Below are 16,789 nucleotides of genomic sequence, written 5' to 3'. Positions count from 1 at the left end.
CGCTGGTCAGACGGCGGTCAGCGGGCGATCAGCCCGCCGGTCAGCGGGTTCGGCAGGGGCAGGTAGCGGGCCGCGGCGCCGTCCGCGCCCGTCCAGCGCAGCAGCAGATTGGTCTTGGCGGGCAGGGCCGGGGCGGTGAGCAGCCCGGCGATCTCGGGCAGGTCGTGGCGGGCGAACTCCCGGCGGGCGGCGGGCCAGGGGTCGAAGCCGGGCCGGCGTTCGGCGAGGGCCCCGGCGATCTCGGTGAGGTGGTTGACGACCAGGCAGTACACCAGCCGCTCCCAGCCGGCCGCCCGCTCCACCTCCGGCAGCAGCTTCACGCCCTCCGCGTCCCGGAACAGCGCCTGCACGGGGGTGCCGGAGGCGTCCACGGCGATCAGCGTGTTCTGCAGATGGGCCTCCAGGACGACGCCGTGGCGGTCGAACACCTCCAGGGCCGGCGGCACGACCTGGCGCAGATACGCCTGCCACCAGGCGTCGGGGTCCACCGGGCCGTCGAGCGGGTTGCCCGCGAAGCCCTCGGCGAGCGCGGCGGTGAGCAGCGGGGTGGCGCCGGGCAGCAGATGGCCGCCCAGCCCGTCGCGCACCACGACGGCCAGTTCCTCGTGGGCGAAGCCGGCGGTGCGGTGCCCGCGGTCGCTCAGCCAGGCGGCCGGACCGCCGCGGGCGGCGAAGGCGCCCGCGGCCGCCGCGTCCGTGCGGCGCAGCCGGGACAGGTCGTGGCGCCACAGCCGGCGCACGTCGTTGGTGATGCGCACGTCCAGGCTGAACTTCAGGAAGAGGTCCCGCGCGGCGGCGTGGACGGTGCGCACCGCCGCCGTGGGCCGCACCTGGAAGGCGGTCGGGCCGAGCCGCAGCAGCCGGCCGTCCGCGAAGGCGCCGGCGAGTTCGCGGCCCACCAGGTCGAGCTGCCAGGGGTGGGCGGGCAGCAGCCGGTAGCCGGGCGGGGCCTGGCCGAGCGCGTCGAGCGCCGAGGTGTCGCCCTCCTCGACGACCGCGTCCTCGCGCACCCCGAGCAGTTCCAGCGGGAAACGGGCGTACGCCTCGGGGGCGTACGGCAGCCAGGAGGCGACCGGGCCGCCGCCGCGCGCCTTGGGCGCGGGGTGGCAGGGGTGGCCGGTGACCAGGGACTGCTCGGAGCGGATGTACGGGTCCTCGGGGGCCGGCGTACGGTTGCGGGCGGCGAGCAGCGCGGCCACCGCCTCCCGGCTGTCGAGCATCTCGGCGGGCAGTTCGTGGTTGGACAGCCCCGTGTGCCGCCGCAGCTCCTCGCTCACCAGTTTGACCAGTTCCGTGTGGTCGACGCGCTGCCAGGCGCCCGCGGCGTACACCTCGGGCTCGGTGGGCCGGCGCCCGCCGCGCACCCGCAGTAGCCGGCCCCCGCCGGGCAGCCGGTACACCCGCCGCCCGTCCTCGTCCGGGCGTCCGTCCTGGTCGGGGCGTCCCTCCTGGTCCGGGCAGGGCCGCGCCACCTCGCGGAGCAGGCAGTTCAGCAGGGGTGCGGCCGCGTACGCGTCGGCGCGCTCCGCGACGTCCTCGCCAAGGGGCATGGGCTCCACGCGTCCATTCGTTCCATACGTCCACACGGTCACCGTCCGGAGATGATCAGTATGGCGGCCGGGCGCGCGCTACCGTGACGCCCGACCCGCCCCCTAGGAGCCCGCCCGTGCACCCTCCCCCCACCGCCGAGACCGAGGTCGCCGAGGAGCTCGCCGCCGTGCGCCCCGGCCTCGTGCCACGGTACGCGGCGGAGCTGGCCGGCGCCCGGGCGTCCGTGCTGTCCCGGCTGTGGCGCGCCCTGGCGTACGAGCCGCTGCCGTGGATCGCCGGCCGGGAACGCCTGCGCGACGGGCTGGTCCTGCGGCTGCGCGACGGCCGTCGTCTGTGCGGGCCGCCGGCCGACCCCTATGCCACGGCCGCCCGCACCGGCGTCGTCCACCTGGACGGCACGGCCCACGACGATCCGGCCCGGCTGACGGCGGACCTCGCCGTGCCGCACGGCGAGGCGCTGGCCGGTGAACTCGGGCACAGCGTGGCCTCGTTGGCGCTGTCCCGGGCCAACCGGCCGCAGTGCCGGGGGACTCACCCGCACGAGTGGCCCGCACAGGACTGGGAGTGGGAGCAGAGCGTGGTCGACGGCCACCCCTTCCACCCCAACTGCCGTTCCCGGCCCGGCTTCTCGGTGGCCGAACAGCTCGCGTACGCCCCGGAGCACCGGCCTTCGGTGCGGCTCGGGCTGCTCGCCGTGCCGGCCGCGGAGTGCCTGGTGAGCGGGGCGTGGCCGGAGCAGTTCGAGGACGGCGGGCGGCTGCTGCTGCCGGTGCACCCCTGGCAGGCGGAGCACGTGCTGCGGCGGCGCTGCGCGGACGGCGTGTTCGAGGCGCGCCCGCTGATGTCGCTGCGCACCCTGGCGGTGCCCGGTGGTCCGCACGTCAAGACCGCGCTGAGCGCCCGGCTGACGTCGTCCGTGCGGGACATCTCGGTGGCCTCGGTCGCGGCGTCGGCGGCGCTGTCGGCGTTCGCGGAGGACCTGGCCGGCCGCGCGGACGGGCTGCTGCACATCACCCGCACGCTGGGCGCGGCCGCCGCCGGCTCGCCGGACCTCGCGGCGCTGTGGCGCGAGTCGCCGCGCGCCTACGTCTCGCCCGGCGAGCACGTGCTCCCGGTGGCCGCGCTCGGCCGCACCGGCCTGACCGGTTCCCCGTCCTGGCTCGCGGACTTCACCCGCCTGGCGCTCGGCGCCGGACTGCGGCTGCTGGAGCTGGGCGTGGCGCTGGAGGCGCACGGCCAGAACCTCCTGGTGGTGCTGTCCGCGCGGGGCGCGCCGCTGCGGCTGGTCTACCGGGACCTGGCCGACATCCGGGTCAGCCCGGCCCGGCTGGCCCGGCACGGTCTGACGGTGCCGCGGCTGCCCGCCCGCAATCTCACCGACGACCCCGTGGCCCTGCGGCGCAAGCTGTTCGGCTCGCTGGTCGCGGGCGCGCTGGCGGGCGTGGCGGGGTCGGGCGCGGCGCTGCGGGCCGCGCTGGAGAGTGTGGTCGGTGATCTGCCGCCCTCCGCGGATCTGGCGGCGTTGTGCGGGGAGCCGCTGCCCGCCAAGGCGCTGACCCTGATGCGGCTTTCCCCGCGGGTGCCCGGCGACCAGTGGGCGGCGCTGCCCAACCCGCTCGTTTTGGAGCACGGCACCCTCGGTCAATAAGATCCGCCGATGATCACAAGACAACGGCTGGCGGCGGGCGTCTGTGCTCTGCTCGCCGCCCTGACGGCCGGGATCGCCCTCCCCGCCGGCGCGCACGCCGACGAGACGGAGGGCGGGGCCGCGCCCAAGGTCGAACTCGTCCTGGACGTCAGCGGTTCCATGCGCACCCGGGACATCGACGGCGGAACGCGGATGGCCGCCGCCAAGCAGGCCTTCAACGAGGTGCTCGACGCGACGCCCGAGGAGGTCCAGCTCGGCATCCGCACCCTGGGCGCCAACTACCGCGGCAACGACCGCAGGACGGGCTGCAAGGACACCGCGCAGCTCTACCCCGTCGGCCCGCTGAACCGCACCGACGCCAAGGCGGCGGTCGCCACGCTGGCGCCGACCGGGTGGACACCGATCGGGCCCGCCCTGCTGAAGGCGGCGGCGGACCTCGACGGCGGCGACGGCACCCGCCGTATCGTGCTGATCAGCGACGGCGAGGACACCTGCCGGCCGCTGGACCCGTGCGAGGTGGCCCGCGAGATAGCCGCCAAGGGCATCGGCCTGACCATCGACACCCTCGGCCTGGTCCCGGACGCCAAGACCCGTGACCAGCTCAGCTGCATCGCCGACGCCACGGGCGGCACCTACACCTCCGTGCAGCACAAGGAGCAGCTCACGGACCGCGTCGGCCAGTTGGTCGACCGGGCCGCCGACCCGGTGGTGACCCCGGTCGCCACCGAGGGCGCCGCCGACTGCGCCAAGGCCCCGGCCCTGAAGTCCGGTCTGTACACCGACCGCGAGGAGTTCGGGCAGCAGCGCTGGTACCGGGTGGACCTCGGCGCCGGGCAGGAGCTGCGCACCTCGGTGAGCGTGGCCGACGACCGGGCCGTGAACCCCGACTACGGGGTGCTGCTGCGGGCCGTGACGGTGCACGGCCGTGAGATCGTGCGCGGTGAGGCCGCGGGCAACGGCCGTACCGACGTCATCTCCACGGGCCTGCGCTACCCGAGGCCGGAGAGCGACGACGAGGACGCCCCGGCGGAGACGGTGTGCCTGCAGGTCACCAACTCCTTCTCGGCGGCCGCCGGGGTGAAGACCACGCCGGGTCTGCCGCTGGAGCTGACCGTCGACGTGGTCGACGGCCCGGACCGGGCCGCCGACGTGGCGGCGTTCGGTCTGGGACGCGGCTGGTGGCTGCTCGGCGCACTGGTGCTGACCGGCTTCCTGGCCGGTCTGGTGTGGGGCTGGCTGTCGCGCTGGCGGGTCGCGGTCTGGAGGACCAACTGATGCGGATGATCAGGGTGTTGAGCGGCGCGCTGCTGGCCCTCGGACTGGCCGCGGGCCCCGCGGCGGCGGACTCCTCGCCGTCCCCGGGCGCCGGCGGCGACAGCGACGCCCCGACGCGGGCCGGCACGTCGTTCCGTACGGCGACGGAGATCGAGCAGGGGCAGCGGGCCACCGCCTCCGGCTCCACGGGCGACTACCTGTACTGGTCGTTCCCGGCGGACGCGGGACAGCGGCCCACCGTCCGGGCGACGGTGAAGCTGCCGGACCGGCACACCACGCAGACCTGGCAGATCGACGTCTACGACGGCCTGCGGCGCCGCCAGGCGTGCCAGTACGGCGCCCAGACGCGCACCGCCGCGCCGGGCACCGCCTCGGTGGAACTGGCCTGTGTGCTGCGCACGGTGCGCGCCTGGTCGGAGCCGTGGGCCGACGACCCGCTGCCGGGCACGTACTACGTCCGGCTGACGGTGGTGGGCCTCCAGTCGTCCGACCTGGGTCTGCCGGTGAGCGCCGAGGTGCGGGCCGACTCCAAGGACATCGGCGGCGCGGCGGCCGTGGACGGCTCGCTGGCCGAACCGCTGGTCCCGGGCATCGCGGCCAAGTCCGCGCGGAAGGACGAAGGTTCGGGCAAAACGGCGGTGCTGTCGGGCATCGAGCCGGACGACGGCTGGTCCTCCGGCTGGTGGTCCGACCGGTGGGTGTGGACCGGCATCGGCGGAGTGCTGGCCGCGCTGGCCGGCATCGGCGGCTACGCGCTGACCCGCGGACCGGGCCGTCCCTCCCGGGTGCCGCCGGGCGCCTGACCCACCCCGGCCGGGGGCGGCCGGACGGCGCGTCCGTCCGCCCGCCCCCGGCCGGCTGAAGCACCCGGTCGGAGCACGGTCGGCCTGTACGGCGGGCCCGTGCGGCGGGCCCGTGCGGCGGGCCCGTGCGGCCGGCCCGTGCGGCCGGCCCGTGCGGCCGGCGCCCGCGCCTCCGGTGCTCCACGACGAGGCCCGTCCGGACGTCCCCGCCCGGACGCCCCGGCCCGGTCCCCCTCGGCGCACCGCCACCAGGTCCGCCGGACGGTCCCGGCGGGCCTCGTCTCACCGCTCCCGCAGCGCCAGCAGGGCCTTGGCCAGTGCCCCCTCGCCGGTCACCTCCGCGCGTCCGCCGCGCACCGCCTCCGCCGGGCTCAACTCCCCCCGGGCGACCGCCTCGCAGGTCGCGGAGTCGAGCAGCATCCGCGCGTCGGGCTCACCGGGCGCCGGCCCGTCCCCGTACACCGGCCCCTCCTGCGCGCCGAGCCGGAGATGGAACACCCCCTCCGCCAGCCGCACTTCGAGGACGCCCTCGCCGTCCAGCCCCCGCAGCAGGGGCAGCGCGAACCAGTGGGCGCGCACCGCGTCGGTGGGCCGCCGCTCCCCCAGCCCGGCCTCGCCCCACTCCCCCAGCGCCTGCAGCACCGGCAGCAACGCACGCCCGCGCGCGGTCAGTTCGTAGACGTAGGCGGCTCCCGGGGGCGGCAGCCTGCGCCGGGTGGCGAGCCCGTCGCGCTCCATGTCCTTCAGCCGTGAGGCGAGCACGTCCGTGCTCACTCCGGGCAGATCGGCGTGCAGGTCCGTGTAGCGGCGCGGGCCGGCCAGCAACTCCCGGACGATCAGCAGGGTCCAGCGGTCGCCGACGGCGTCGAGCGCGCGGGCGGCGGAGCAGTACTGGTCGTAGCTTCGGCGAGGTGACATGCGACGCAGTCTAGACAGGTTGTTGGACTTTCCAAGCTCTCACTTGGTAAAACCAAGCAACACCAGCTACCGGAGGGGAAGCGGCGCATGGAGTTCCGGCAGTCGAGCAAGCTCAGCGAGGTCTGCTACGAGATCCGCGGTCCGGTGATCGAGCACGCCAACGCGCTGGAGGAGGCGGGCCACAGCGTGCTGCGCCTGAACACCGGCAATCCCGCGCTGTTCGGCTTCGAGGCGCCCGAGGAGATCCTCCAGGACATGATCCGGATGCTTCCGCGGGCGCACGGCTACACCGACTCGCGCGGCATCCTCTCCGCCCGCCGGGCGGTCGCCCAGCGCTACCAGGAGCGCGGCCTGGAGGTCGGCGTCGACGACGTCTTCCTCGGCAACGGCGTCTCCGAGCTGGTCTCCATGGCCGTACAGGCACTGGTCGAGGACGGCGACGAAATCCTCATTCCGGCGCCGGACTTCCCGCTGTGGACGGCCGTGACGACCCTGGCGGGCGGCAAGGCGGTGCACTACCTGTGCGACGAACAGGCCGACTGGTACCCGGACCTGGACGACATGGCCGCGAAGATCACCGACCGCACCAAGGCCGTCGTCATCATCAACCCCAACAACCCCACCGGCGCGGTCTACCCCAGGGAGATCCTCGAGGGCATCCTCGACCTCGCCCGCCGGCACGGTCTGATGGTCTTCGCCGACGAGATCTACGACCAGATCCTCTACGACGGGGCCGTGCACCACTCGGCCGCCGCGCTCGCCCCCGACCTGGTCGTGCTCACCTTCTGCGGCCTGTCCAAGACCTACCGCGTGGCCGGTTTCCGCTCCGGCTGGCTGGTCGTGACGGGGCCCCGGCAGCACGCGAAGGACTACCTGGAGGGCCTGACCATGCTGGCCTCCATGCGGCTGTGCGCCAACGCCCCCGCCCAGTACGCCATCCAGGCCGCGCTCGGCGGCCGGCAGTCCATCCGCGAGCTCACCGCGCCGGGCGGCCGGCTCCACGAACAGCGGGAGGTCGCCTGGGAGAAGCTGAACGAGATCCCCGGGGTGTCGTGCGTGAAGCCCCGGGGCGCGCTCTACGCCTTCCCGCGCATCGATCCGAAGGTCCACCGGATCCACGACGACGAGAGGTTCGTCCTGGACCTGCTCCTGCGCGAGAAGATCCAGGTCGTCCAGGGCACCGGCTTCAACTGGCCGTCCCCGGACCACTTCCGCATCCTCACCCTGCCGCACGCGGACGTGCTGGAGACCGCCATCGGCAGGATCGGCCGCTTCCTGAGCGGCTACCGCCAGGGGTAGCGCGGCGCGGGAGCGGAGAGACGCGGCGCACCCGGGGCACGTTGCGTACCCCACTTTTCCGCCGCGGGCTGAGCACTGCCGCGAGCGGCCCCGTTGACCTCGGTGACCGGTGATCCATCCGCAGACCGGTGAATGAGGTGCGCACATGGCAAAGACCGCTTTCCGGCAGACCCCTCGGCATCCCGCCGCCACCGGCCCACGCCCCGCCCGGAGAACGGCAGTCCCGGCGTGCGCCGTCCCGCGCCGGCTCCACGGCTGAGCGGCCGCCCATGGACTACTGCATCCCGTGCAGCCGCACGCTCAACGGCGCGGTGACCTGTCCCGAGTGCGGGGCCTACGACTCCGGCATGGCGGAGCCGGGTGCCGCCGCCCACACCGGTGCCGGCGCCGGCACCGGGCCCACGGCTCCCTGGCCGCGGGCCGGGACCGAGGGGCCGGCGGGCTCCGCGTGGGCGGCCGAACCCGCCGGAGTCGAACCGCCCGGCGCCGCCGAACCGCCCGGCCCCACCGGGTGGCCCGGTGCCGGGGGGCTCGGCGATCCGCCCGCTGCCGCGGAAGCCGCCGAACCGGCCCGGGCGATGGAGGCCGTCGGGCCGCCCGGTGCCGCCTGGTCCCCCGCCTCCGTGGCGGAGTCGGCGGCGGCCGGGAGCAACCGTCCGCCGCGGCTGCGCAAGTACGCCGTCCGCTCGCTGGCCGCGGCGGCCTTCACCGTCCTCGGCGGCCTGGCCACCGCGTCGGTGGTGGACCGGTCGGCGGCCCCCCGGGCGGCGTCGGTCCCGGACCGGCCGTACCCGGAGCGGTCCGCGTCCACGGTCAGCGAGGCGCCGGCCGCTTCCCCGACACGGGAGACCACCCATCCGGGCCGGAATCAGACCCAGGGCCGCGGCGCCGCGGTCCGGCGGCCCGCACCACCGGCGGCCCGCAGCCAGTCGCCGTCGCCCGCCCCCACCACCGCGACCGGTACGCCGTCCCCCACACGGACCCCGCCGGCCCCCCGTCCCTCCGGCCGCCGCACCTCCGCCCCGCGTACCACCAGCCCGCCCTCACGCACGCCCTCCCCCACGGCACGGCCCTCCACGGACCCCTCGCCCTCCGGCAGCACGTCCCCGGGCGCGAGCCGCTCGCCGAGCGGCCAGGCGCGGCCCGTGGGCTGAGGCGCCGGGCCGCGTCTCGCCGCCCGCCACTGCGCTCCCGCCCCGCCACCGCGCTCCCGCCCGGCACCGGGAATGCCGCGCGTCACCGGCTTGTTGACCGGCTCCGTACATGATCACCGTCGGCGACCGCGGCAGGGGATGGGGTCACCGGCCGCGGTGGCCGTCCGGCCGAGTCGGTCCCGTGAGCCGCGCGGAAGGTATGACACGGTGCTGACGAGTACGGCTGGAAGGGACGGCGGACGTGGGTGATCTCTTTCTCGTCCGGCACGGCGAGACCGAGTGGTCGCGGTCCGGGCGGCACACCGGGTGGACGGACGTGCCGCTCACCGAGCACGGCCGGGAGGAGGCGCGGCGGCTGGCGCCGCTGATCCGTTCGCACCGGATCGGCGCGGCGTTCGTCAGCCCGATGCAGCGGGCACGGGAGACGGCCGAGCTCATCGGGATGGGGGACGCCCGGGTGGACGCGGACCTGCGGGAGTGGGACTACGGCGGCTACGAGGGCGTCACCACCGTCGAGATCCAGCGCACCCGGCCCGGCTGGTTCCTGTTCGACGACGGGGTCGTCCCGGGCCCGCCGGAGCACCCGGGCGAGACCCCGGAACAGGTCGGGGAGCGTGCCGACCGGATGCTGGGCAAGGTGGACGCAGCGCTGGCCAACACCGAGGGGATCGTGCTCCTGGTGGCCCACGGCCACTTCCTGCGGGTGCTCACCGCCCGGCGGCTGGGGCTGGCGGCGTCGCAGGGCGCCCACTTCCAGCTGGCCACGGGCACGCTGTCCCGCCTGGGCACGGAGCACGGGCGGCCGGTGATCGCGGGGTGGAACATCCGGCCCGGCCTGCCGCGGTGAGGCGGGCGGCCGGGCGCGCGGGCCCGGCTGTCGGACCCGCGTCGTAGTCTCGGACGAGCCGGGCCGCAGGGGCGAGGCGGAGCACGTTGGGGGGAGTACGTGGGGAGGAGTACGCCGTGACACGACCGCCGACCGCCGCGCAGCGGCGCCTCGTCGACGCCGCCGATCCCGTGACCGGCCGCGTCACGGGCACCGGGGCGCAGCTCGCGGCCCTGGTGAAGCGGGGGCTGGCCTTCCGGCACCCGCGCCCGCCGCACGACCACTTCCTCACCCCGGCCGGGCACCGGCTCAGACAGGACGCCGAGCCGGACGCTCCCTCCGGCGCACCCGCCGGAGACACGGCGGCGGGCGGCGCCCCCGCGGCGGCCGGCGGGGTGTTCGCGGCCCGGGTCGGCGGCGAGGACGAGCCGGCCGGCGCCCCGGCCGGTCCGGGCCGGGCGCGCGAAGTGCACAACGCCTGGCAGGGGCTGCTCGAGTTGCGCCGGATGACCAACCGGGACGGCGCCACCGGCCGGCCCTGCGACTGGGAGCGCGGCCATCTGGTACCGGCCGCCGCCCTCGCCCTGGAGGCCGGCGGGCACCGCCCGGCCGGGCCGGACGCCGACGGCTACAAGGTCAGGGCGACCCCGCAGCCGGAGGCCGTCGCCGTGTACGGGCCCGACGCCGGGGCGCTGCGGGCGTACACGGCCACGCTGGAGGAGGCGGGGTGGCAGGCGGGCGAGTACACGGAGCCCCGGACGAGGGTCCGGTACGTCCTGGCGTCGCCGCGCCGGACATGAGGCCGGGCCGGGATCGCGAGGAGCACGAGGACCACGACGACCACAAGGAGCACGAGGAGCACGAGGAGCACGAGGAGCACGAGGAGCACCGACGACAGGATCCCGGGCGTGCACGGGAAACAAGAGAAACGACAGGGGGATGCAGTGAGCTCGAGCGAGCCGTTTTCCGTCCGGGTGACCGTCCGCGGGTACGAGACCGATGTGCAGGGCCACCTGAATCAGGCCGTCTACCTCAACTACGCCGAGCACGCCCGCTGGTCGCTGCTGCGGGCGGCGGGGATCAGCCAGGCCCGCCTCGTCGCCGAGGGCGTCGGCCCGGTCGCCCTGGAGACGACCATCCGCTACCGCCGGGAGCTCCTCGCCGGGGACGAGGTGGACGTGACGTGCGCCTTCGAGTGGGGCGGCGGGAAGACCTTCCGGATCGAGCAGACCCTGCGCAAGACGGACGGCACGGTCGCGGCCGAGATCACCGCGGTCGGCGGCCTGATGGATCTGAAGGCCCGCAGGCTGGTGCCCGACCCGCGGGAGCGCTTCAAGGAACTGACCACGGAGCCGGGCCTGTTCGGCCTCTGAGCCCGGCGGACCTCTCAGCCCGCTGGGCCGACGGGTCTCTGAGCCGGCGGCCCTCTGAGCCCGACGGGCCTTCTGAGGCCCGGCCGGCGTCCGTACGGGAGTACGGCCGCTCAGTCCCGCCCGGCCAGGCGGGCCAGGCGGCGGGCCTCGGCGCGGGTGGAGCGGGCGACGGCGTCCTCGTCCACGTGCAGCAGCCGGCCGTCCTCGACGATCTGCCGCCCGCCCACGAAGGAGGCCGTGACGGGGGCCGCCGCGCCGAGGACCAGCGCGGCCACCGGGTCGGCGATCGAGGAGTGGGCCAGCGTGTCCAGCCGCCAGAGCACCAGGTCGGCGAGCTTGCCCGGCTCCAGCGAGCCGGTCTCGGCGGCCCGGCCCAGCACCCGCGCGCCGCCGATGGTGCCCAGCCGCAGGGCCCGCCGGGTGTCGAGGGCGGCCTCGCGGTGCGCGCCCAGACGGTTGATCAGCAGGGCGTTGCGCAGTTCGGTGTGGAGTTCGCCGGACTCGTTGGACGCGGTGCCGTCGACGCCGAGCCCGACCGGGACGCCCGCCGCCAGCATGTCGGGCACCCGGGCGATGCCGGCGGCCAGGCGCGCGTTGGAGGACGGGCAGTGCGCCACACCCGTCCCGGTCCGGGCGAAGGCGGCGATGTCGGAGTCCTTCATGTGCACGCAGTGCGCCATCCACACGTCCTCGCCCAGCCAGCCCGTCGACGCGAAGTAGTCGGTGGGGCCCATGCCGAACAGCTCGTGGCAGAACTTCTCCTCCTCCACCGTCTCCGACCCGTGCGTGTGCAACCGCACGCCCTTGCGGCGAGCCAGCTCCGCGGCCTGAGCGAGCAGTTCGGTGGTCACGGAGAACGGGGAGCAGGGCGCGACGGCCACCTGCGTCATGGCGCCGAAGGAGGCGTCGTGGTGCTCGTCGACGGTCGCCTCGGTCGCGGCCAGCGCCGCGTCCAGGGTCTCCACCGCGAAGTCCGGCGGCAGGCCGCCGTCGGACTCGCCGCGGTCCATGGAGCCGCGGGCCAGGGTGAGGCGGACGCCCGTCTCGCGGGCGGCCCGGACGATCGCGCCGGACAGGTCGCCGCAGCCGCGCGGGTACACGTAGTGGTGGTCCATGGCCGTGGTGACGCCGCCGCGGGCCATCATCGCCAGCGACCCCTGGGCCGCGGCGTACACCATCGGCTCGTCGATGCGCGCCCAGACCGGGTACAGCGCGACGAGCCAGTCGAAGAGGTTGTGGTCGGTGGCCATGCCCCGGGTGATCCACTGGTAGAAGTGGTGGTGGGTGTTGACCAGTCCCGGGGTGAGCAGGTGGCCGGTCGCGTCGACGCGGCGCACGACGCCCGCGAGGCCGTCGGGGGCCCGGCCCGCGCCGACCGACTCGATGCGGTCGCCCGCGATCACGAGGTGCCCGTCGGCGTACTCGGTGTCGTGGGCGTCGACGGTCGCGACCGCGCAGTTCTCGATGACGACGCGCTGGACGCGCTGGACTGCTGCCATGGGGTGGGCCCTTCAGACGTGGGTCAGGTCCGCCGGGATCCTCGCCTCGCACCCGTCGCGCAGGACGGTCGCCTCGATCAGGCCGTACGGGCGGTCGGCGGCGAAGTACACGGCGGAGCCGGCGGTGTCGTTCTCCAGCCCGAACGGCTCCAGGTCCACCAGGAAGTGGTGCTTGTTCGGGAGGGAGAGGCGGATCTCGTCGATCTCGGCGCGGCGGTCGATGACCCGGGACCCCATGGCGTACAGGGTCTGCTGGAGCGAGAGGGAGTACGTCTCGGCGAAGGCCCGCAGCAGGTGGTCCCTGACCTGTGCGTACGACGTGTTCCAGGCGGGCGCCGGCCGGGCGTCGTCGCTCCAGCCGAAGCGCCAGCGGGCGGAGACGTCGGTGGCCAGGACGCGGTCGCGGGTCTCCGGCAGGGTGGTGTACCGGTCCTTGACGTAGCCGTGGAACTCGGAGTCGGTGGAGTTCAGGACGGTCAGGTCCGTCAGTCCGGCGACGACCTCCCAGGAGGAGCCGTCGTAGGTGATCTGGGCGAGCCGGGTCTCCCGTCCGGCGCGGACGAAGGAGTGCGCGCCCCGGCCCGCGTGCTCGATGCGCTCCCAGGCGTACTCCTCGATGCGGACCCGGGCCCGGTGGATCGGCCGCTGCGAGGTGACGAAGTGCCGGGCGAGGCGGACGCCGAACTCCTCGGCCGACTCGACGCCGTGCTCCTGCGCGAAGGCGAACACGGTGTTCTTGGTGGTGTCGGTGGGCAGGACGCTGGCGTTGGAGCCGGAGTAGTGGACCTCGTCCATGTCGCCGGACAGGGCGATGGAGACGTTCAGGTCCTTGATGTGGTGGGTGGCGCCGTCCCGGGTGATCCTGACGACCCGGGTCTCGGCCTTGCCGTACTGGTTCTGCCCGAGGACCGCGGGGCCGGCTGGGCGGGCGGGGCGGGCGGGGCTCGAGTCGGCGGTCATGCGGTCAGCTCCCTCGGTACACGGAGTAGCCGAACGGGTTGAGCAGCAGCGGTACGTGGTAGTGCTCGCCCGGCACGACGGCGAACGTGACCGTCACCTCGGGGAAGAAGGCCCGGGTGCCGCCTTTGCGGCCCGCGGGGGTGTGCCGGCCCGCGGGGGCGTGCTGCTGTGCGTCGGCCTGCTCCTCGGCGGTGTGCTCCTTGGCGGTGTGCTCCTCGGCGGTGTGCGCGGAGTGCGGGCTGTTCTCGAGGTACCGCTCGACGGCGAAGTCGAGCCGCGCCTGGGCCGTCCCCTCCGGCAGGTCCGGCAGGTCCCGGCACCGGCCGTCGGCGTCGGTCGTGGAGCCGCCGAGCGCCCGCCATCCGGCCTCCGGGCCCGGGCGGGCGAAGAGACGGACGGGAACACCGCGGGCGGGGCGGCCGGCGGAGGTGTCCAGGATGTGCGTGGACACCGAGGCGGTGGTGCCGGTGGTCATGGTCGGGCGTCCTCCTGGACGAGTCGGGCCAGCCGGATGCGGTTGATCCTCCCCAGCTCGGCGCGGACGATCTCCCGCTCCCGCTCCGGTGTGTTGCCGATCCGCTCGCGGAGCGCGTCCCGCATCTGCTCACCGCTGCGGCCGGTGGCGCAGATCAGGAAGACGTGGCCGAACTTCTCCTGGTAGGCCAGGTTGAGTTCGAGCATCTCGGCCCGCAGTTCCGGCGGGGCGCCGGCCATGCCGCGCTGCTCCCGGGCGGAGTCGGGGTCGCCGGGCCGCGGCCGGCCGATCGGCGGATGCGCGGCCAGCGCCTCCTCCAGATCCGTGGTGTCCAGCTCGGCCAGGGCGGCGTCGCTCAGCGCGTAGAGGTCCTCGGCGGTGGTGTGCGGGCGGGCGGCGAGCAGGCGTCCGGCCCATCGGGTGGAGGCGCAGATCCCGAGGAGCGCGGCGCGGGCGGCGGGTTCCGGCAGGGCGTTGTAGCGGGCGAGGCCCGGTGGCGTGGGGGTCGTGGTCACGGCAGCCTCCGTGGCCGCGGACGGCCGTCGTGCTGAACGGGCTGCGGACAGCTAACGCCCTCCGGGAGCACTCGTCAACACTTTGTTGAAAACTCCGGGTGACGTGCCGGGTGGCAGGCCGGGCGGCGCGCCCGCGCCCGCGCCGGGCTCAGCGTTCCTTCTCGCGGTTGAGGTAGTTGTAGACGGTGAAGCGGCTGACGCCGAGGGCGCTCGCCACGGTCTCCACCCCGTGTCGTACCGCGAAGGCGCCGCGCGCCTCCAGCGTCCGTACGACCTCCTGCTTGGCCTTGCGGTCCAGTTCGGCGAGCGGGGTGCCCCGTCTGCGCTCCATCGCGGCCAGGATGTGGTCGAGGGAGTCGGCCAGCTGGGGCAGGCGCACCGCGACGGCCGGGGCGCCCTCCCAGAGGAGCACGACGTCGTCGGGGCCGGCCTCGTCCGGCGGGACCAGTTCCCCGCCGATCGCGTCGACCAGCGGTTTCACGGCCGCGATGAAGGGCTCGTCCCCGGTCATCTCCCGTCCTCCCCGATCACGTTGACCTGGAAGGAGATCCGGGTGGCACCGGCCCGCAGGGTCCGGCGCAGCAGGGCGTCCACGGCGCCGAGCACGGCGTCGGCGGGCCCCTCGGCCGTGTTGCCGAACGGGCCGACGTCCACGGCGTCCAGCCCCGCCGTCTCGACGACCTCGCGCGCCACCAGGGCGTGCTGGGGCGGCTCGTCCAGGTCGAAGGGCTCGGTGGTGAACTCCACTCGCAATCGCACGCGCTCAACCTAACGCGCGCGCCCGCCTCCGGGGCAGCCCCGGACGGCACGGGCGACCGGCCCGGCGACGGTACGCCGTGGCCGGGCGGGGGCGGGGCCGATGCACGGCCCGTGCCCCGGGCTGGGCCGGTGCGCGGCCGTCCGCCCCGGCGGCCCGCTCCGCACCCGTACGGCCCCGCCGGGCTGCGCGGCGCTACGGGCGCCGGGACGCTGGAGGCCGGGTGCGGTGGCGTGCGTGACGTGCGGTGACGTGCGGTGACGTGGGGTGACGTGGGGTGACGTGCGGGTGGTGGCGGGCCGCGGAGCCGCGTGCGGCCGTCCCCCGCCGTCCAGTGGAGGAGGAAGGGTGACCGACGAGCCTGACGAGACGGGCCGCATCGTGGTCGGTGTGGACGGCTCGGAGTCGTCGAAACGGGCCCTCCGGTGGGCGGTGCGCCAGGGGGAGCTCACCGGTGGCGTGGTGGAGGCGGTGACCGCCTGGGACATTCCGCAGTTCCACGGCTCGCTCGGCTGGCTGCCGCCGTCGAGCGGCGACGAGGCGGCGCTGGAGGGCCGGGCACGCCGGGAACTCGCACGCGCCGTCGAGGAGGCCGCGGGACCGGAGCCGTCGGTGGAGGTGCGCGCCGAGGTGCGCTACGGCACCCCCGCCAGTGTGCTGCTCAGCGCCTCGCGGGGTGCGGCCCTGCTCGTGGTCGGCAGCCGGGGCCTCGGGGGGTTCTCGGGGCTGCTGCTGGGATCGGTGGCCCAGCACTGCACTCAGCACGCGCCCTGCCCCGTCGTCGTGATCCGCGGCGCCGCGCGGTGAGCACCGCCTCCCCCGCGGCGGTGCGGCCCGGTGGGGGGCGGGTGCGGTGGTGCGGGTGCGGGCGGGCCGTCGGCGCAGGAGTCTGAAGGCATGGACAACCTCACGAAGCTTCCGCACATCGTGGTGCACGCGCCGGCGCTGGACGGTTCCCGCCGGGTGACCGAGGGGGACGTGACCCTCGGGCTCGCGACCCATCTGGACGACGTCGTCGAGATCCTCCGACTGGCCGACCTGGACCGGATCGAGGTCGAGGAGAGCGACCTGATCGAATGGCAGGGCGGCGGCCCCGACGACTGGCCGGGCCTGACGGAGCACGACGACGCGTCCGGCGCGTAGGCGCCACGCAGTCCCCGTGCCGGGCCGCCGCACCGGCCGCCCCCCTGCGCGGGTCACGATCACGCAGATTCCCCGCGCCGGGCCGTGCAGGGCTCCTCGCGCGGGGCCGCGCAGACCCCTCACGCGGAGCCGTGCAGTGCCCCTAGGAGGGGCCCGTGCCGGGCCGCGCGTCTTCCCCGTGAGGTCGCGCAGGCTCCCCGCGCAGAGCCGCGCAGGGCCCAGAACCTCTGTCACCGGGCTGCGCAGGGCCCCCCGTGCGGGACAGTGCAGACCCCCCTCGCACCGCCCGTGCAGACCTCTCGCGCGGGGCCGCGCAGGCTCCCCGCGCAGAGCCGCGCAGCGCCCAGAACCTCTGTCACCGGGCTGCGCAGGTCCCCCCGTGCGGGACAGTGCAGACCCCCCTCGCACCGCCCGTGCAGACCTCTCGCGCGGGGCCGCGCAGGCTCCCCGCGCAGAGCCGCGCAGCGCCCAGAACCTCTGTCGCCGGGCTGCGCAGGTCCCCCCGTGCGGGACAGTGCAGACCCCCCTCGCACCGCCCGTGCAGACCTCTCGCGCGGGGCCGCGCAGGCTCCCCGCGCAGAGCCGCGCAGGGC

At 75.5% G+C, this 16,789-nt stretch carries 18 protein-coding genes; 10 read left to right on the top strand and 8 right to left on the bottom strand.

Going from position 1 to position 16,789, the window contains the following annotated elements:
* Positions 1–17: 17 nt before the first annotated feature.
* Positions 18–1,550, bottom strand: a complete 1,533-nt coding sequence (locus tag ACI2LW_RS08440; RefSeq protein ID WP_404730392.1) for an IucA/IucC family protein — start codon at positions 1,548–1,550, stop codon at positions 18–20.
* A 116-nt stretch (positions 1,551–1,666) separates the two neighbouring features.
* Between ACI2LW_RS08440 and ACI2LW_RS08435 the strand changes: the two genes are divergently transcribed.
* Genes ACI2LW_RS08435 through ACI2LW_RS08425 form a run of 3 tightly spaced genes read left to right on the top strand, consistent with a single transcriptional unit; the run spans position 1,667 to position 5,277 of the window.
* Positions 1,667–3,199 (top strand): IucA/IucC family protein, encoded by a 1,533-nt coding sequence (locus tag ACI2LW_RS08435; RefSeq protein WP_404730391.1) that lies wholly within the window; start codon positions 1,667–1,669, stop codon positions 3,197–3,199.
* 9 nt (positions 3,200–3,208) lie between these two features.
* On the top strand, positions 3,209–4,474 hold the full coding sequence (locus tag ACI2LW_RS08430; protein WP_404730390.1) for a VWA domain-containing protein: 1,266 nt from the start codon (positions 3,209–3,211) through the stop codon (positions 4,472–4,474).
* Positions 4,474–5,277 (top strand): hypothetical protein, encoded by an 804-nt coding sequence (locus tag ACI2LW_RS08425; RefSeq protein WP_404730389.1) that lies wholly within the window; start codon positions 4,474–4,476, stop codon positions 5,275–5,277. Before ACI2LW_RS08430 ends, ACI2LW_RS08425 begins: the two co-directional genes overlap by 1 nt.
* Before the next feature lie 282 nt (positions 5,278–5,559).
* On the opposite strand, the gene ACI2LW_RS08420 is transcribed toward ACI2LW_RS08425, so the two are convergent.
* On the bottom strand, positions 5,560–6,195 hold the full coding sequence (locus ACI2LW_RS08420) for a winged helix-turn-helix transcriptional regulator (RefSeq protein ID WP_404730388.1): 636 nt from the start codon (positions 6,193–6,195) through the stop codon (positions 5,560–5,562).
* Between the two features lie 87 nt (positions 6,196–6,282).
* Here ACI2LW_RS08420 and ACI2LW_RS08415 point away from each other — a divergent pair, with 87 nt between their 5' ends.
* The 5 genes from ACI2LW_RS08415 to ACI2LW_RS08395 all read left to right on the top strand — a co-directional run bounded on the left by ACI2LW_RS08415 (position 6,283) and on the right by ACI2LW_RS08395 (position 10,847).
* Entirely contained in the window at positions 6,283–7,494 is a 1,212-nt protein-coding gene (locus ACI2LW_RS08415; RefSeq protein WP_404730387.1) for a pyridoxal phosphate-dependent aminotransferase, read from the top strand.
* A 269-nt stretch (positions 7,495–7,763) separates the two neighbouring features.
* Positions 7,764–8,648 (top strand): hypothetical protein, encoded by an 885-nt coding sequence (locus tag ACI2LW_RS08410; protein WP_404730386.1) that lies wholly within the window; start codon positions 7,764–7,766, stop codon positions 8,646–8,648.
* A 241-nt stretch (positions 8,649–8,889) separates the two neighbouring features.
* Positions 8,890–9,495, top strand: a complete 606-nt coding sequence (locus ACI2LW_RS08405) for a histidine phosphatase family protein (protein WP_404730385.1) — start codon at positions 8,890–8,892, stop codon at positions 9,493–9,495.
* 116 nt (positions 9,496–9,611) lie between these two features.
* Positions 9,612–10,274 (top strand): hypothetical protein, encoded by a 663-nt coding sequence (locus tag ACI2LW_RS08400; RefSeq protein ID WP_404730384.1) that lies wholly within the window; start codon positions 9,612–9,614, stop codon positions 10,272–10,274.
* Positions 10,275–10,418: 144 nt separating this feature from the next.
* Positions 10,419–10,847 carry an acyl-CoA thioesterase gene (locus ACI2LW_RS08395; RefSeq protein WP_404730383.1) on the top strand — a complete coding sequence of 143 codons (429 nt, stop codon included), beginning with the start codon at positions 10,419–10,421 and terminating at the stop codon, positions 10,845–10,847.
* A gap of 110 nt (positions 10,848–10,957) precedes the next feature.
* On the opposite strand, the gene ACI2LW_RS08390 is transcribed toward ACI2LW_RS08395, so the two are convergent.
* The 6 genes from ACI2LW_RS08390 to ACI2LW_RS08365 all read right to left on the bottom strand — a co-directional run bounded on the left by ACI2LW_RS08390 (position 10,958) and on the right by ACI2LW_RS08365 (position 15,055).
* On the bottom strand, positions 10,958–12,346 hold the full coding sequence (locus ACI2LW_RS08390) for an 8-oxoguanine deaminase (RefSeq protein ID WP_404730382.1): 1,389 nt from the start codon (positions 12,344–12,346) through the stop codon (positions 10,958–10,960).
* 12 nt (positions 12,347–12,358) lie between these two features.
* Positions 12,359–13,306 (bottom strand): factor-independent urate hydroxylase, encoded by a 948-nt coding sequence (gene pucL, locus ACI2LW_RS08385; RefSeq protein ID WP_404730381.1) that lies wholly within the window; start codon positions 13,304–13,306, stop codon positions 12,359–12,361.
* 4 nt (positions 13,307–13,310) lie between these two features.
* A complete protein-coding gene (locus tag ACI2LW_RS08380) occupies positions 13,311–13,781 on the bottom strand; it encodes a hydroxyisourate hydrolase (RefSeq protein WP_404730380.1) in 471 nt (156 codons plus the stop codon).
* Positions 13,778–14,296, bottom strand: coding sequence for a 2-oxo-4-hydroxy-4-carboxy-5-ureidoimidazoline decarboxylase (gene uraD, locus ACI2LW_RS08375; protein WP_404730379.1), 519 nt, complete (start codon positions 14,294–14,296; stop codon positions 13,778–13,780). The genes ACI2LW_RS08380 and uraD overlap by 4 nt, the downstream gene beginning before the upstream one ends.
* Positions 14,297–14,444: 148 nt before the next feature.
* A complete protein-coding gene (locus tag ACI2LW_RS08370) occupies positions 14,445–14,807 on the bottom strand; it encodes a helix-turn-helix domain-containing protein (protein WP_404730378.1) in 363 nt (120 codons plus the stop codon).
* Positions 14,804–15,055: a hypothetical protein gene (locus ACI2LW_RS08365; protein WP_404730377.1), complete on the bottom strand. Its 252-nt coding sequence runs from the start codon at positions 15,053–15,055 to the stop codon at positions 14,804–14,806. Before ACI2LW_RS08365 ends, ACI2LW_RS08370 begins: the two co-directional genes overlap by 4 nt.
* 346 nt (positions 15,056–15,401) lie before the next feature.
* On the opposite strand from ACI2LW_RS08365, the gene ACI2LW_RS08360 reads away from it, so the two are divergent.
* Both ACI2LW_RS08360 and ACI2LW_RS08355 read left to right on the top strand, forming a co-directional pair.
* Positions 15,402–15,860: a universal stress protein gene (locus ACI2LW_RS08360; protein ID WP_404730376.1), complete on the top strand. Its 459-nt coding sequence runs from the start codon at positions 15,402–15,404 to the stop codon at positions 15,858–15,860.
* Positions 15,861–15,950: 90 nt separating this feature from the next.
* Complete coding sequence (locus ACI2LW_RS08355) at positions 15,951–16,196, top strand: hypothetical protein (protein WP_404730375.1); 246 nt, start codon at positions 15,951–15,953, stop codon at positions 16,194–16,196.
* Positions 16,197–16,789 lie beyond the last annotated feature (593 nt).

This window comes from Streptomyces sp. NPDC004065, assembly GCF_044903565.1.
In the GTDB taxonomy this organism is placed as follows: Bacteria; Actinomycetota; Actinomycetes; order Streptomycetales; family Streptomycetaceae; genus Streptomyces.
Note: the sequence above shows the minus strand (reverse complement) of the source record. Positions and strands in the feature narration are given on the sequence as shown.